15 protein-coding genes are annotated in these 14,271 nt (G+C 60.7%); 6 read left to right on the top strand and 9 right to left on the bottom strand.

The features are described 5' to 3' along the window. Positions 1–308: 308 nt before the first annotated feature. Positions 309–440, top strand: coding sequence for a hypothetical protein (locus tag EV130_RS33850; RefSeq protein WP_281031870.1), 132 nt, complete (start codon positions 309–311; stop codon positions 438–440). A gap of 130 nt (positions 441–570) precedes the next feature. Here EV130_RS33850 and EV130_RS08545 read toward each other — a convergent pair whose 3' ends face one another. The 3 genes from EV130_RS08545 to EV130_RS08535 form a co-directional block, all read right to left on the bottom strand. Next, complete coding sequence (locus EV130_RS08545) at positions 571–1,008, bottom strand: winged helix-turn-helix transcriptional regulator (RefSeq protein ID WP_074060476.1); 438 nt, start codon at positions 1,006–1,008, stop codon at positions 571–573. A gap of 283 nt (positions 1,009–1,291) precedes the next feature. Beyond that, positions 1,292–1,777: a peroxiredoxin gene (locus EV130_RS08540; RefSeq protein WP_132552054.1), complete on the bottom strand. Its 486-nt coding sequence runs from the start codon at positions 1,775–1,777 to the stop codon at positions 1,292–1,294. Positions 1,778–1,846: 69 nt separating this feature from the next. Continuing rightward, positions 1,847–2,689, bottom strand: coding sequence for a protein-disulfide reductase DsbD domain-containing protein (locus EV130_RS08535; RefSeq protein ID WP_207900869.1), 843 nt, complete (start codon positions 2,687–2,689; stop codon positions 1,847–1,849). A gap of 141 nt (positions 2,690–2,830) precedes the next feature. Between EV130_RS08535 and EV130_RS08530 the strand changes: the two genes are divergently transcribed. Beyond that, a complete protein-coding gene (locus EV130_RS08530; protein ID WP_074060478.1) occupies positions 2,831–3,436 on the top strand; it encodes a YqgE/AlgH family protein in 606 nt (201 codons plus the stop codon). Positions 3,437–3,570: 134 nt separating this feature from the next. Next, entirely contained in the window at positions 3,571–4,656 is a 1,086-nt protein-coding gene (locus EV130_RS08525; RefSeq protein WP_132659993.1) for a zinc-binding metallopeptidase family protein, read from the top strand. A 157-nt stretch (positions 4,657–4,813) separates the two neighbouring features. Here the strand turns inward: EV130_RS08525 and EV130_RS08520 are convergent, their stop codons facing one another. From EV130_RS08520 to thrC, 4 genes are read right to left on the bottom strand one after another with little or no spacing between them, the layout of a single operon-like run. After that, positions 4,814–7,726: a sensor domain-containing phosphodiesterase gene (locus EV130_RS08520; protein WP_074060480.1), complete on the bottom strand. Its 2,913-nt coding sequence runs from the start codon at positions 7,724–7,726 to the stop codon at positions 4,814–4,816. Continuing rightward, positions 7,723–8,337, bottom strand: coding sequence for a GNAT family N-acetyltransferase (locus tag EV130_RS08515; protein WP_074060481.1), 615 nt, complete (start codon positions 8,335–8,337; stop codon positions 7,723–7,725). Before EV130_RS08515 ends, EV130_RS08520 begins: the two co-directional genes overlap by 4 nt. A gap of 29 nt (positions 8,338–8,366) precedes the next feature. Next, positions 8,367–9,665, bottom strand: a complete 1,299-nt coding sequence (locus tag EV130_RS08510; protein WP_074060482.1) for a M16 family metallopeptidase — start codon at positions 9,663–9,665, stop codon at positions 8,367–8,369. A gap of 25 nt (positions 9,666–9,690) precedes the next feature. Then, positions 9,691–11,082, bottom strand: coding sequence for a threonine synthase (gene thrC / locus EV130_RS08505; protein ID WP_420493367.1), 1,392 nt, complete (start codon positions 11,080–11,082; stop codon positions 9,691–9,693). 205 nt (positions 11,083–11,287) lie between these two features. Between thrC and EV130_RS08500 the strand changes: the two genes are divergently transcribed. Beyond that, a complete protein-coding gene (locus tag EV130_RS08500) occupies positions 11,288–11,938 on the top strand; it encodes a hypothetical protein (RefSeq protein ID WP_196776325.1) in 651 nt (216 codons plus the stop codon). Between the two features lie 22 nt (positions 11,939–11,960). On the opposite strand, the gene EV130_RS08495 is transcribed toward EV130_RS08500, so the two are convergent. Together EV130_RS08495 and EV130_RS08490 are read right to left on the bottom strand one after the other, a co-directional pair. After that, positions 11,961–12,650: an HAD family hydrolase gene (locus EV130_RS08495; protein WP_132659991.1), complete on the bottom strand. Its 690-nt coding sequence runs from the start codon at positions 12,648–12,650 to the stop codon at positions 11,961–11,963. Positions 12,651–12,771: 121 nt separating this feature from the next. After that, positions 12,772–13,458 carry an ArsR/SmtB family transcription factor gene (locus EV130_RS08490; RefSeq protein WP_074060486.1) on the bottom strand — a complete coding sequence of 229 codons (687 nt, stop codon included), beginning with the start codon at positions 13,456–13,458 and terminating at the stop codon, positions 12,772–12,774. 72 nt (positions 13,459–13,530) lie between these two features. Here EV130_RS08490 and EV130_RS08485 point away from each other — a divergent pair, with 72 nt between their 5' ends. After that, entirely contained in the window at positions 13,531–13,860 is a 330-nt protein-coding gene (locus EV130_RS08485; RefSeq protein WP_074060487.1) for an NIPSNAP family protein, read from the top strand. Next, complete coding sequence (locus EV130_RS08480; protein WP_074060488.1) at positions 13,857–14,204, top strand: antibiotic biosynthesis monooxygenase family protein; 348 nt, start codon at positions 13,857–13,859, stop codon at positions 14,202–14,204. The genes EV130_RS08485 and EV130_RS08480 overlap by 4 nt, the downstream gene beginning before the upstream one ends. Positions 14,205–14,271 lie beyond the last annotated feature (67 nt).

Here is a 14,271-nt window from a genome sequence, read left to right as displayed (position 1 = left end):
ACGCCTCTGCCCCTAAAGTCATTGCCACCATTGATAGCCAAATTTGAGCGCGGCCCCTGGTCAGTACAGGAAAAAGCTGGACGGTGACGGTTGGGAGCTTGATGAGTTTACCATGGATGAGCGGTTTGTTGCCGTGAATGTCGCGGGAAAGGGTCTAATCGTGTTCGCAGCGTGCTCGCACGCTGGAACAATAAACGTACTGAAGCATGCAAAACGGACGTTCCAAGACGTACCAATTCACGCCGTTGTCGGTGGCTTGCATTTGGCTGGGTCGAACGAGGAAAACCTTCCTGAAACCGTGGAAATCGATGCGCGAATTCAACCCAGCTTACATCGTCGCCGGTCACTGCACCGGCTGGCGTGCCATGACGGCTTTGGCAAAAGCCTTTGGTGATGAGAAGATAGTGCCGCTATCGATAGGGAAGCGATTTTCGTTCTGAGTCGGGTTCGAGTTCGATCAAAACTTTCATGCTCGCCCGAAGTCGGATTTTCAGCTCACCGTTTCGGACTCGCACGTAATATACTATTAGAAGGGTTTACCTGTACGAACGGGATAAGCCATGCCTGAAATCATTCCGGCTTGACAACGCGTATCGCCCGAGACCCGATCCGTGCACCGGTAACGCCATCCACGGCGATGGGATCAATCTCCGTTCCAGCTTCAGCGTCCACAAACCGTGTCAGCTTGCCGCCGCCGCGGTACTTGCATCCCCATGCGCCGATCATGAAGAGCACCGGTAGAAAGTCGCGTCCGGCAGCCGTCAGCACGTATTCTTCTCGCGGGGGTCGATCCAAGTAGCGCCGCTTTTCCAGCAAGCCCTCCTCCGTCAGCATCGCGAGACGACGTGTCAGGATCGTTGGTGCAATGCCGAGACTTTTGCGGAACTCGTCAAAACGAGTGAGGCCCGCATTCGCATCCCTGAGAATCAACATGCTCCACGCGTCGCCGATAAATGCCAGGCTGCGCGCGATGGGGCACGGCTCGTCTAGAAGATTCTGATTGTTCATGGCAATTCGATAGCGAGTTACTCTCGGAATGATAGTAACATCATGGTGGCAGACAGTCCACCCCGTAGCAGGGAAATTGAAATACGTGCAAGACGCAACGTGGCGGAGCCCCGGCCACAGGCGCATCATCAGGCATTTGGACCGGCAACGGCCAAAGCGCCTGGCTATCGCGTGTTCGGCACCGGGAATACCGGCAGGGTCGGCAAGAACCTGCGCCAATAGAACGCCTACCGCTTTGAAGCGGCCGGGTCCGGCCGCCTCTCCACGCCTTCTGGCCGCCGCCTCAGAGCTGCTCTATCATCGTGGCCGCCCCTGAGATCGTGGCTTGGCCGGGGCTCTCTTCGACGTTCAGGGATTTGACGACACCGTCTTCGACGAGCATCGAATAGCGCTTGGAGCGGAAGCCGAGGCCGCCGGCGGAAAGGTCAGCGTCCAGGCCGAGCGCCTTGGTGAAGCCGGCGTCCCAGTCGGCGAGGAAGTGGATCTTGCCCATGCCACCGGACTGTTCGGCCCAGGCGCCCATGACGTGCCAGTCGTTGACGGAGAGAACGGCGATATCGTCGACGCCCTTGGCAAGGATGGAATCGCGGTTTTCGAGATAGCCCGGCAGGTGGTTCAGCGAGCAAGTCGGCGTGAAGGCGCCGGGTACGGCGAAAAGCACGACACGCTTGCCCTTGAAGAGCTGATCCGTCGAAACTTCGACCGGTCCGTCGGCCGTCTTTTCCTTGAACGTGGCGGCAGGAAGCTTATCGCCGATCGCGATGGTCATGGGATTCTCCTCGGTGTTTATGATTGCGGCGGGGGCAGCCGCGGGGTTGCAGCCGACTATAAGGGCCGGTCAGTCAAAGGCAAGCAGCGTCTCCATGGCGCGGCCGCCGTCGATGATCAGAACGCTCCAGCTTTTGCGGGCGATCTCGTGATTCTTCGGCAGCTTGTCGACGGCGATCGACGTTGAAAAAATCCTTCCGTCGCGCTTGCTCATCAGCTTCCTGGTGAAGGCATATCCGTTTGGCCCCGTAAGGATCACCTCCGGCGCGGTGTCGCCGCCATCAGGCAAGGCAACCTGCAGCCAGAGCTCTTTCATATCCTCGGAGAACTTGTGAGAAATCACCTTGAACTGCGACGACGGCTTTTCCGGCAGGGAGGCCTCGGCATTCTTCAAGATTGCCTCCTCTTCGGGCCGCGACTGATTGGCGGGCCCGATGGGAAGTGTGAATTCGGCCTGAAACGGAATGCAGATATCCTTGCAGATGCCGATGAACGCGCTCGCCTTCAGTTCGAGCGGCCGGGAGGCGCCTTTTGCCGAGAAGGTCAGCGGCAGCGAAACGGGCCCGTCATAGGCGATGTCGTCTATCGTGCCGTCGATGAGATGTTTTGGCACGGGATAGCGTATTGCCGTCAGCGTGATGCCGCTTTCCGGGGCGACCGTGATCTGGGGTGGTATGCCGCTGTTGCCCGGCTCGCGCCAATAGGTGATCCAGCCGGGCTTCGGCTCGATCTGCAGCGCACCGTGTATCGTGCCGTCGTGGCCGGGCGGCAGCGCGACCAGCCGCATCCGGCCGCCCACATTGTCGATCCAGCCGCTCATCTCGGCGCGCGCCGGCCCGAGCGAACCGGCCAGCGCGGCGGCGCAGATGGCGGCGTGCAGAAACTGGCGAAACCTGCGAAAAATAATCGTCATGGAACAACGGTTTAACGAAAAACGCCTTTCGCTGCCAGAAGTTCGGCCATCTAATTCTTCATTTTCAGTTGATTGATCTGCGGCATTGCCCCATGTTTCTCTTATAAGGCTGTTGGTAGCGGTCTGGCAGCAGGAGGAAGTATGTCCTTATCCACGCTGAAAAACAGACGGGAACGCGGCTTTTTCGACGGGCAGTTCCTGATTGCGATGCCGGGCATGGAAGATAGCAACTTCTTTCGCACGGTCATCTATATCTGCGCCCATTCCGATGCTGGTGCCATGGGCTTCATCATCAACCGCCCCCAAAGCCTCACCTTCACGGACGTGCTGCTGCATCTCGAAATGGTCAACGACCAGGAGCCGATTGTTCTGCCGGAGCATGCGCGGGATTTCCCGATCCAGACAGGCGGTCCCGTGGAAAGCGGCCGCGGCTTCGTGCTGCATTCCGATGATTATATAAGCGAATCCAGCATTCCGATCAGCGACGATATCTGCCTGACGGCGACGCTCGACATCGTCCGTGCGATTTCCAAGGGCGGCGGGCCGAAGAGGGCCATGATGATGCTCGGATATTCCTCCTGGGGTGCGGGCCAGCTGGAAATGGAAGTCGCCAGCAACGGCTGGTTGACCTGCGCTGCCAACGAGGCGCTGATCTTCGACCGCAATCTCGATGACAAGTACGAGCGCGCTCTCGCGGGCATGGGCATCACGGCCGCCATGCTCTCCGCCGAAGCGGGGCATGCGTGATATCTTAATCCAGGAACGATTTCGTTGACGTGACGTTTTCTTCCGGCAAGCGTGCCAGACGGCGCGCGGCCGAAATGCCTGTTGCGCGCTGCGCAGCAGGCATTTTGGTTCGTCACCATTCGTCGAGGTAAATCATGAGGCTCTTTGCCTGCGATAATTGCGACCAGGTCGTCCACTTCGACAACCGCCATTGCGTCCGCTGCAATCATCGCCTCGGCTTCCTGCCTGGCGATCTCTCCGTGCACGCGCTCGAGCCGCGCGACGAAATGCAGTGGCAGCTCGTCGCACGTCCGGAGCGCCGGATCCGCTTCTGCGCCAATGCCGGTCTTGATATCTGCAACTGGCTGCTGTCCGATGAGGACGCGAATGATTTCTGCATCGCCTGCCGCCACAACAGGCTGGTGCCGAATACCGGAACACAGGACGGCATCGCCCGCTGGCGCCGCATCAGCCAGGCGCAGCGCCATCTGTTCTATTCGCTGCTGCGCTGGAACCTGCCCCATCCGGATCGCCAGGAGGATCCCGTCGGCGGCCTCGTTTTCGATTTCCTCGAAGATACGGTTCAGACCGACGGCAATATCCTTCCCGCGATGACCGGGCATGAGGAGGGCCTGATCGCCATCCGTGCGGCGGAGGCCGACGACGCCACCCGCGAACAAGCGCGCACCATGATGAACGAGCCTTACCGCACGCTGCTCGGCCACTTCCGCCATGAGGCTGGCCACTTCGTCTGGAACAAGCTAGTGCGGGACAGGAACGGCTTGGATGCCTTCCGCGCCGTCTTCGGCGACGAACGACAGGATTACGGTGCAGCCCTTCAGAACCATTATGCCAGCGGTCCACCCTTCGGCTGGCAGGAGAGCTTCATCAGCGCTTATGCATCCTCGCATCCGTGGGAAGATTTTGCCGAGTGCTTCGCGCACTACCTCCATATCGTTGATACGCTGGAAACGGCACGCGCCTTCGGCATCGCCATCGATCCCCGCGGCCATGAGGAAATGGCCTCGGAAGTGGATTTCGATCCCTACAGGGCGCAAAGCGCCGAACAGCTCGTCAGCGCCTGGGTTCCGCTCAGTGTGGCAATTAACGCCATTCAGCGCAGCATGGGCCAGCCGGATTCCTATCCTTTCGTGCTGTCGCAGGCTGTCGTCGCGAAGCTGGAATATCTGCACAAGCTCATTCAGCTCGCCAGTGCGATGTCGCGAAAGGCTGCGGCATAGCCCTCATCCGCCTGCCGGCATCCTTCCCCGAGGCAGAAGGTGCATGGGGTTGACGCTTGCAAAGCTCTCGGACCATCGAAAAGCAGCGGGCATCCCGGTTTCCCCGCCCCCCTCGGGAGATGACGGGGTAGGGTCGTTGCCAGGCCTGATTGTAAGCCTAAGCCCGTTTCGTCAGTGGAAAGCGTTCCTTCAGCAGGCGCAGCACCGAATCGGAGCCCATGGGCGGGCCGAAGAGGTAGCTTTGCCCGTAGCTGCAGCCCATCTTGGCGAGCTCGATGGCATCCTCATTGGATTCGATTCCTTCGGCGACCACCTGCATCCCCAGCTCGCGTGCCATGGAGATGACCGACCTGAGGATGGTTGCCTTCTTGTCGCTGTCATCGCGAACGAGCGCTTTGTCGATCTTGATCGTGTCGAAGGGGAAGCGGGTCAGATAGGCAAGCGACGAGTATCCGGTGCCGAAATCGTCGAGCGCCAGTCCGAGGCCAGCTTCCTTGAGCTTCTGCAGCACGAGCCGCGCCTGTTCCGGATTTTCCATGACCATCGATTCCGTCAGCTCCAGCTTCAGGCGCGACGGCTGGCAATGGGTTTTCGAAAGAACCGAACGCACGTCGTCATAGAGTTCGTTGTTAAGGAGCTGAACGCTCGACAGATTGATCGAGACGAAGATAGGCAGCTCGCCCGTCTGGTTCTGCCAGGCCATCAGATCGCTGGTCGCCTGTTCGAGCGCGAACATGCCGAGCGGGCCGATGATGTCCGACGCCTCGGCGATCGGGATGAACTCAGACGGCGGGATGTTGCCGCGCTTCGGATGCTCCCAGCGCATCAGCGCCTCGAACCCGGCAATCTCGACATCCTCCAGCCGCGCGATCGGCTGATAGACCATCGAGAGCTCCTTGCGCTCGATGGCTCGGCGGAGATCGGATTCGAGCTGGAGGCGGTCGGCACCGAAGTCGCGGAAGGCGGGGCGGAAGGGTTCGACACGGTTGCCGCCGGCGCGCTTGGCGCGATACATGGCAAGTTCGGCATCGCTCAGCATTCCGGCTGCGTTTTCCTGCTGGTCTACCCAGGAGGTGAGGCCGATCGAAGCCGTCAGGATGATTTCTCGATTGCCGAAGTTGATCGGCACCATGATCGCCTTGCTGACGGCATCGGCAAAATCGGCGACCTTCGCCGGATCGCGCTCGGAAACGAGAATGAGACCGAACTGGTCGCCCGCAAGGCGCGCCAGCGTATCCTGCGGCTTCAGCAGACGACGCAGGCGGCGGGTCAGCGCAATCAGAATGTTATCGCCGGCTGCAACGCCAAGCGAATCGTTCACCAGCTTGTAGCGGTCGATATCGATCACCATCACCGTCGGCCGGAGCGTTTCGCCGCCGGGCGCCAGCGCCAGCACCGATTGCAGGCGGTCGATGAAGAGCTGACGGTTCGGCAGGCCAGTAAGATTGTCGTGCAATGCGTCGTGCAGCAGTCGCTCGACGGAATTCTTCTGCTCGGTGACGTCAACGATCGTGCCGACGCAGCGGATGATTTCGCCGTTCGAGCCGAGCACCGGCCGCGCGCGGATCAGCAGCCAGTGGAAATGCCCGTCCTCGGCGCGGATGCGGAACTCGTGGTTCAACCGTCCGCGACGGTGTTCGAGCAGCACGTCCAGCGTCGCGCGGAATCGGTCGCGGTCGTCCGGGTGAAGCCGCGGCAGCCAGTTGCGGGCGGCGCCATGCATGGTCCCCGGCGACAAGCCAAGCTTGATGGAGACATCCGGAATGGTGACGACGCGGTCGCGCGCCACGTCCCAGTCCCACACCATGTCGCCGGAGCCGGTCAGCGCCAGCGACTGGCGTTCGAGATCGGAAAACAGACCCTGCTGAAAGGCACCGCCCGCAAAGGCGTGCTGCATCACCGTAAAACCCATCAGCAGAACGATGAGGACGAGGCCGCCGCCGAGCGCCGGCTGAATGATGTCGTTGTCGAGCCGGCCGGTCACGGTCAGCCAGGCTCCGAATATCCACACCAGGATCAGCGCCCAGGCAGGCACCAGCAAGATGGCGCGGTCGTAGCGGTTCAAGCCGAGATAGATGATGAGCACGATGCCCATCGTCGCCGTCAGCGCGAAGGAAAGCCGAGCAATACCGGAGGCGATCGACGGATCATAGATCGCGACACCGAAGAGCAAAGCGAGGCCGAGCACCCAGGCAAGGGTCGCATAGCCGAGATGGGTGTGCCACCGGTTGAGGTTCAGATAGGTGAACAGGAAGATCACGAAACTCGACGCCAGCGCCACTTCCGCGCAGGCGCGCCATATTCGCTGGTCCGCCGAGGCGACGCTGACGAGTTTGCCGAGGAAACCGAAGTCGACGCAGATGTAGCCGAGCACTGCCCAGGCAAGTGCGGCCGTTGCCGGCAGCATCGAGGTTCCCTTGACCACGAAGAGGATCGTCAGGAACACGGCCAGAAGGCCGGCGATCCCGAGCACGATGCCGCGGTAGAGCGTGAAGGCGTTGATGGTGTCCTTGTAGGCGTCCGGCTCCCACAGGTAGATCTGCGGCAGGTCGGGCGTCGCAAGCTCGGCGACGAAGGTGATGACAGCGCCGGGGTTCAGAGTGATGCGGAAGACATCGGCTTCGTCGCTCGGCTGACGGTCGAGCGCAAAGCCCTCGCTGGGGGTAATCGCCATGATCCGCTGCGAGCCGAGGTCCGGCCAGAAAAGCTTGGAATTCACGAGGCGGAAATGCGGAGCGACGATGACGCGCTCGAGCTGCTCTTCCGAGACATTGGCGAGCGCAAAGACGGCCCAGTCGCCCTGGTGGTTTTCGGAGCTGGCACGCACCTCGATGCGCCGGCGGATGCCATCTGCGCCTGCGGCCGTCGAGACCTGGAATGCCTCGCCCTGATTGGCATAGATTTCCGTCGTCGCGGTCAAATCGAGCGCGGTGTCGTCGCGGGAAATCTTCACGGGTTCCGCCGCCTGCGCAACGCCTGCAGCCAACGCAAGCATCGACAGGAAAAGAGCTGCGATCACCGCGATCAATCGGCCGGACGGTGATTTTGGCAGCATGCGGTTCGTGGTCATCGGCTGTCGGTTTTCCTGCCTCTATCCGTATCGGTGGCAAGCAGTGAATACATCACGTGATCATGCCACTGACCGTTTATTTTCAAGTATCCGCGCAGATAGCCTTCCCGGTGAAACCCGGCTTTCTCGAGCAGGCGAATGCTTCGTGCGTTCTCCGGAATACAGGCTGCCTCGATACGGTGCAACTCAAGCCCTGCGAAGATATAGGGTATAACCAACTGAAGTGCGGCGAACATATGGCCTTGACCGGCGTGTTTCTCGCCCATCCAGTAGCCGATCATGCAGCTCTGCGCCGCGCCGCGGCGGATATAGCCGATGGTGATCCCGCCAAGCAGTTCCATGTCCGGTTTCAGGAACAGGAACAGCGGGATCGCCTGGCCCGACGCGTATTCCTGCTTGCCGCGGATGACGCGGGCGCGATAGGCGCCCTCTGTCAGCTCGTCGCGACGCCATGTCGGTTCCCAGGGCTCCAGGAACTTGCGGCTGGCCGAGCGCAGCTTGTGCCACTGGTTGAAATCCTGATAGCGCGGAAGCCTCAGCGCATAGCGGTCGTTCTCGAGTTCCACCGCCTCCGGCTGCCGCGACAGGAATCGAAAAACCGATTTTGGCATCGATCACTCCCGGCAGATGGAACGAGGGCTCAGCGGCTTGCAGTTTTCGACTGCGGCTGGGGAGCGGACAGCGAGGCGACGATAGCCTCCGTCGGTGCCAGTTGCTCCAGCGGGCCGATTGCCGAAAGCGTCGGCACAGTGTCGAAGAACAGGCGGCCGGCGAGGTCGGTGAGACGCTCGACCGTGATGCCCTCCAGCCGTTCCATCATTTCCTGATTGGAGATCGGGCCGCCGTAGAGCATCATCTGGCGGGCGATCTGGCCGGCGCGGGCCGCAGGGCTTTCCTGTCCCATCAGAAGCTGGGCGCGAATCTGCGCGCGGGCGCGCTCGATCTCCTTCTGCTCGATGAAGCCGGCAGACTTATGCAACTCGTCAATGATCACCGGTACGAGTTCGGGAAGGTTTTCGCCGCCGGTTGCGGCATGGATGCCGAAGATGCCGGTGTCGGAAAAGCCCCAGTGGAAGGCATAGATCGAATAGCAGAGGCCGCGAATTTCGCGCACTTCCTGGAAGAGGCGGGAAGACATGCCGCCGCCGAGGATGTTGGCAAGGATCTGCGAACAGTAGAAGTCGCGGGCATGATAGGCCTTGCCCTCGAAACCGAGCAGGATCTGCGCGTCCATCAGGTCGCGCGTCTCGCGCACGCTGCCTCCGATATAGCGGGCGGTCTCGATAACCGGTGGAGCGCTTGGCGCGGTCGGCAGGCTCGCGAAGCGTTCTTCCACCATGCGCACGAATTCGTCGTGATCGACTGCGCCGGCGGCAACGACGAACATCCGATCGGTCGTATAGTTGCGGCCGAGATAGTTGCGAATCTGTTGCGGCGAGAAGGAGACGACGGTCTCGGGCGTGCCGAGGATGGCGCGGCCAAGCGTCTGGTTGCGATAGGCGATCTCGGAAAACTTGTCGAAGACCACGTCGTCGGGCGTATCGTTTGCCGCATTGATCTCCTGCAGGATCACCTGCTTCTCGCGTTCGAGCTCGTCTTCCTCGAAGGCCGATTCGGTCAGAATGTCGGCGAGGATATCGACGGCAAGCGGTACGTAATCCTTCAGCACGCGGGCGTAGTAGGACGTCGTTTCAGTCGAGGTGGCAGCGTTCACTTCGCCGCCTACATCCTCGATTTCCTCGGCGATGTCGCGGGCCGAGCGACGAGCGGTACCCTTGAACGCCATGTGTTCGAGCAGGTGGGCTATACCATGCTCGTCTTCCGTTTCGTTGCGCGAACCCGATTTTATCCAGACACCCAGAGCGACGCTTTCAAGATGCGGCATGGTCTGGGTTACTACTGTCAGCCCGGATTTGAGCCGGGTGCACTCAACTGTCATTGGCTATCTTTCTGCGCCTGCCGCATCACGTCCGGGTGTGCTTGCTGATGAAACCTTCAACGGCCTTAAGTTCCGGATCGACGACTTGGAAGCGCTCCTCCTTAAGCATCAGACCAGCAAGCCACGTCGGAAGCGTCGGGTCAATACCGGAGGCGGATTTTACCGCGGCGGGGAATTTTGCCGGGTGCGCGGTCGCAAGCGTCACCATCGGCGTGTTCGGCTTGTCGTGCTTGGCGGCAACGAAGGCGCCGATTGCCGAATGCGGATCGAGAAGATAGCCGGTGGCGGCGTAGGTATTCTTGATCGTCTGCGCCACCTGCTTCTCGCTGGCGCGACCGGCGCGGAAGTCCTTCTTGATGGCGGCAAGCGCCTCCGGCGCGATCTCGAAGCCATTCGACTGCTTCAGGCTGTCCATTGCGTGGCGCACCTTGGAAGCGTCCCGATCATAGGCTTCGAAAAGCAGGCGCTCGAAATTCGAGGAAATCTGGATGTCCATCGACGGCGAAGTCGTGGCCTTGACCTCCTTCATGTCGTAGCGGCCGGTCTTCATCGTGCGGGCGAGGATGTCGTTCTCGTTGGTCGCGATCACCAGCTTGCCGATCGGCAGGCCCATGCGTTTGGCCGCGTAGCCAGCGAAGATGTCGCCAAAATTGCCGGTCGGTACGGTAAACGAAACCTTACGATCCGGTCCACCGAGTGCGATCGCCGTCGTGAAGTAATAGACGATCTGGGCCATGATGCGTGCCCAGTTGATCGAGTTGACACCGGAAAGGCGAACCTTTTGCCGGAAGGCGGCGTCGTTGAACATCGCCTTGACGAGGTTCTGGCAGTCGTCGAAATTGCCCTTGACCGCCAGCGCGTGAACATTGGGAGCCGTTGACGTCGTCATCTGCCGCTGCTGCACCGGCGAGACCTTGCCGTGCGGGAAGAGTATGAATATATCGGTGCGCTCGCGGCCGGCGAAGGCGTCGATGGCCGCACCACCCGTATCTCCCGAGGTTGCGCCGATGATCGTAGCCCGCTCGCCGCGCTTTTCCAGCGCATAGTCCATCAGGCGTGCCAGAAGCTGCATTGCCACGTCCTTGAAGGCGAGCGTGGTGCCGTGGAAAAGCTCCATGACGAAGCTGTTTTGTCCCGTCTGCACGAGCGGAGCGATCGCCGGATGGCGGAAAGTGCCATAAGCTTCGTCGATCATCGCCCGGAACGTGGAGGCGGGAATTTCGTCGTTCGTAAAGGGCGACAGGATCGTAAAGGCGATCTCCTGGTAGCTCTTGCCGCGCAGCGCTCGGATCTCCTTCTTGGAGAAATGCGGCCATTGCCGCGGGACATAAAGGCCGCCATCGCGCGCAAGACCCGTCAGCAACGCATCGCAAAAGCCGAGAGATGGGGCCTCGCCGCGGGTCGAGATATAGTCCACGTTCTTCATCCTTGAGGTTATGGCCGGAGGAAATCCGGATAGAGGAGCCCGGCGGCTGAATTGCAGCAGATCGAAATGTGCGTCAAAACGGTTCTACCCAATCGATTTTTCTTTGCGCCGCTGATATAGACCATCGCAAACTGTCACGAAAGGCCCTGCAAGCAAGACTTCGGGCCTGCCAGAAACTTTGTAAGAGGGTGGAATAATCGTGTTCGGCAAAGTCTCGCGTCTCATCGTTTCCGTATCAGTCGCCGCTCTTCTTGCCAGCTGCAATTCCCTGGGCGTCGGCGGTGAAGGCAAGTCTGCCGAAGCGCCTGCGCAGCCAAACGGCAATGCCCAGATCATGCCGCTTGCTCCCGCCAATCCATCTTCCAGCGACAAGCCGATCGGCACAGCGACCAACGTCCAAGGTACTGCGCAGCCGGTCGTCCAGGGCTCCTGCCCGCAGATCTACATGAAGGATCAGGACGCGATCTTCCGCACCTATGCCAAAGGCAAGACGGGTGACAACAGCCAGATCGTCCATCAGGCGGCAATCGGCGACTACACGCGTCAGTGCACGCTGAACGAACAGAACCTGACGATGACGATCGTGGCGCAGATCCGCCTGATCGCCGGCCCGGCCGGCGGCCCCGGCCGCATTACGCTGCCGGTCCGGATTACCGCCTTCGACGGCCAGGATGTGGTTACGACGGAAGTGGTTCCGTTTACTGCCGAAATTCCGGCGGGGCAGACGGCCGCCCAGGTCCTCTTCCGCAAGGACGGCTTCAAGCTGCCCGTCGGCTCCGGCGCGCTGGTCCGCGTCAATGTCGGTTTCGATCAGGGCCCGGCTGCAAAGACCAAGAAGAGCAGCTAAGAGCCGGCGCCGGCCCCCTTTTTCAGAAGACGCCAGCCCATTCCGAAAGAGCGGCAACGACTTCCGGCAGGTCCTTCATCCGCGAGATGACCGTCTCCGCTCCGGCATCCGTCAGGCGGTCGGCGTGCGAGGAATAGGTATGCGATGCGCCGGTGAAGCCGATGACGCGCATGCCGGCATGGCGTGCCGCATGGACGCCATGGACTGAATCTTCGACGACGACGGTCTTCGACGGCGAGACGCCCATCTTTTCGGCGCCATGCAAGAAGATGTCCGGCTTCGGCTTGACGCGATCCGGCCCGAGATCTTTTGCGGAAAAGACGTTGGGATCAAACAGCTTTTTCAGCCCCACCTTTCCGAGCATCATGTCGAGCCGGTGCGTGCTGGAATTCGAGCAGACGCAACGCTTCAAGGCAAGGCGCGAGATGGCGAACTCGACGCCTGGAATCGCCTGGACGTCCTGTTCGAGGCGCAGGTCGAGCAGCTTTTCGGATTTGTCGAGCAGCGAGGCGGAAAGTGGAATGCTCGCTTCGCGTTCCACCTGCAGAAGAATGTTCTTCCAGGTCATGCCTGCGAAGCGCTCCGCCATCTCTTCGCCACTGATCGGATAGCCTGCGTCAGTCAGAAGCTTGGACTCCACATCCGCCGCAATGATTTCGGAATCGACCAGAACGCCGTCGCAGTCGAAGATAATGAGGTCGAAGCCGTCCATGTACTCTCAAGCCTTGTTGGGGATGATGCGGACTTACACGATGGCCGTCGAAAGCTCAACCGGTACGCCGGCATGTCTGGAATGCGCCGCGCGGGCAGCTCGCGGCTGACGTTTTGGCAGCTCAGGCTTCCAGCGGAAAGAGTGACAGGAACTGCTGCTCGCCTTGGGGCGAAAAGTTCACGGTGCGGCTTTCCGCCGTCCGCCGCGCCCAACCCCTGTCGAAGAAAGTCGAAAGCAGCGCCTTGCCGAGACTGCCGGCCAGATGCGCGCGGCGTTCGCTCCAGTCGAGACATGAGCGGCAGAGCGGCCGGCGGGACGCTCTGAGGCCGGAGACATCTATGCCGATGCATTGGAGCCGGCTCTCGCCTTTCGGGGTGACCGCCAATCCTTCGCCGATTGCCTCGATCGCACCCGAAGCCACGAGACTGTCGAGCATGCGCACGCCGTAATCGCCGGCCAGATGGTCGTAGCAGATGCGTGCCTTGCGCAGCGCCGGTTCCTTCGGACCCGGCTGGTGGCGCAGATGTCCGCGGCTTGCAGCAAAACCCATCATGGTCTCGATCAAAAGGGCAGTTGCTTCGTCTGCAAGTTTGAAATAGCGGTGACGACCCTGCTTTCGCTGGGTAAGCAGGCCGCCGGTTTCGAGCTTGGCGAGATGCGTGCTTGCCGTCTGCAAGGTGATGCCGCCGACTGCCGCAAGCTCGGTTGCCGTCAAGGCCCGTCCGCTTGACAGCGCAGCCAGCATGTTGGCGCGTGCTGGATCGCCGATCAGCGCTCCGATCTGGGCAATATCCGGTCCTTCTTTCATACTTCGATCGTAACCGAAGCATTGTGGTCGCGCAATGTGCGAAAACTTCTTCACAAGCAAAGGAGAAAAGTGATGCTGACCTGCTTCATCCGCTACGAAATCGACCCCTTCAAAAAGGATGCCTTTACCGAGTATGCGCGTGCCTGGGGGCAGGCAATTCCACGCAACGGTGCCGATCTCATCGGCTATTTCGGCCCGCACGAGGGGTCCGCAACGACTGCCTACGGCGTCTACAATGTCGAGACCCTCGCTGCCTATGAGGCCTATCGCGCCCGCCTTGCAGCCGATCCGCTCGGCAAGGCGAACTACGAATTCGCCAAACGCGAGCGCTTCATCCTGAAGGAAGACCGCATCTTCCTGAAGAACGTGTCCGTTCCTCATTCTGCGCCGGTGCTGCCATGATCGCCGTCATCTTCGAAGTCGTGCCCGTTATGGGCGAACGCCACAAATACCTCGACCTTGCCGGCGAGTTGCGCGCCGAACTGGAAAAGATCGACGGCTTCATTTCGGTTGAGCGCTTCGAAAGCCTGACGATGCGCGGCAAGCTGCTGTCCTTGTCCTTCTGGCGTGACGAGGAGGCGGTCAGACAGTGGCGCAATCTCGACGCCCACCGCGCCGCGCAAAAGGCAGGCCGCAAGGGCATCTTCGCCGACTATCGCCTGCGCATCGGCAATGTCGTTCGAGACTACGGCATGTTCGAGCGGGAGGAAACGCCGGTCGATAGCCGGCAGGAGCATGCGGCTTAGCCAGGTTCATTCATGAAAGATGCAGCGTTTACTTCTGCGTTCTGCATTTTGTTTCTCGAAATCATCC

The organism is Rhizobium azibense (genome assembly GCF_004342325.1).
Lineage (GTDB): Bacteria > Pseudomonadota > Alphaproteobacteria > Rhizobiales > Rhizobiaceae > Rhizobium > Rhizobium etli_B.
Note: the sequence above shows the minus strand (reverse complement) of the source record. Positions and strands in the feature narration are given on the sequence as shown.

Excerpts from the sequence above, each read along its gene's own strand:
- EV130_RS08535 (WP_207900869.1), bottom strand. The coding sequence starts at position 2,689 with ATGACGATTATTTTTCGCAGGTTTCGCCAGTTTCTGCACGCCGCCATC.
- EV130_RS08520 (WP_074060480.1), bottom strand. The coding sequence starts at position 7,726 with ATGACCACGAACCGCATGCTGCCAAAATCACCGTCCGGCCGATTGATC.
- EV130_RS08545 (WP_074060476.1), bottom strand. The coding sequence starts at position 1,008 with ATGAACAATCAGAATCTTCTAGACGAGCCGTGCCCCATCGCGCGCAGC.
- EV130_RS08485 (WP_074060487.1), top strand. The coding sequence starts at position 13,531 with ATGCTGACCTGCTTCATCCGCTACGAAATCGACCCCTTCAAAAAGGAT.
- EV130_RS08490 (WP_074060486.1), bottom strand. The coding sequence starts at position 13,458 with ATGAAAGAAGGACCGGATATTGCCCAGATCGGAGCGCTGATCGGCGAT.
- EV130_RS33850 (WP_281031870.1), top strand. The coding sequence starts at position 309 with ATGCGCGAATTCAACCCAGCTTACATCGTCGCCGGTCACTGCACCGGC.
- EV130_RS08530 (WP_074060478.1), top strand. The coding sequence starts at position 2,831 with ATGTCCTTATCCACGCTGAAAAACAGACGGGAACGCGGCTTTTTCGAC.
- EV130_RS08510 (WP_074060482.1), bottom strand. The coding sequence starts at position 9,665 with ATGACAGTTGAGTGCACCCGGCTCAAATCCGGGCTGACAGTAGTAACC.
- EV130_RS08495 (WP_132659991.1), bottom strand. The coding sequence starts at position 12,650 with ATGGACGGCTTCGACCTCATTATCTTCGACTGCGACGGCGTTCTGGTC.
- EV130_RS08540 (WP_132552054.1), bottom strand. The coding sequence starts at position 1,777 with ATGACCATCGCGATCGGCGATAAGCTTCCTGCCGCCACGTTCAAGGAA.
- EV130_RS08525 (WP_132659993.1), top strand. The coding sequence starts at position 3,571 with ATGAGGCTCTTTGCCTGCGATAATTGCGACCAGGTCGTCCACTTCGAC.
- EV130_RS08480 (WP_074060488.1), top strand. The coding sequence starts at position 13,857 with ATGATCGCCGTCATCTTCGAAGTCGTGCCCGTTATGGGCGAACGCCAC.
- EV130_RS08515 (WP_074060481.1), bottom strand. The coding sequence starts at position 8,337 with ATGCCAAAATCGGTTTTTCGATTCCTGTCGCGGCAGCCGGAGGCGGTG.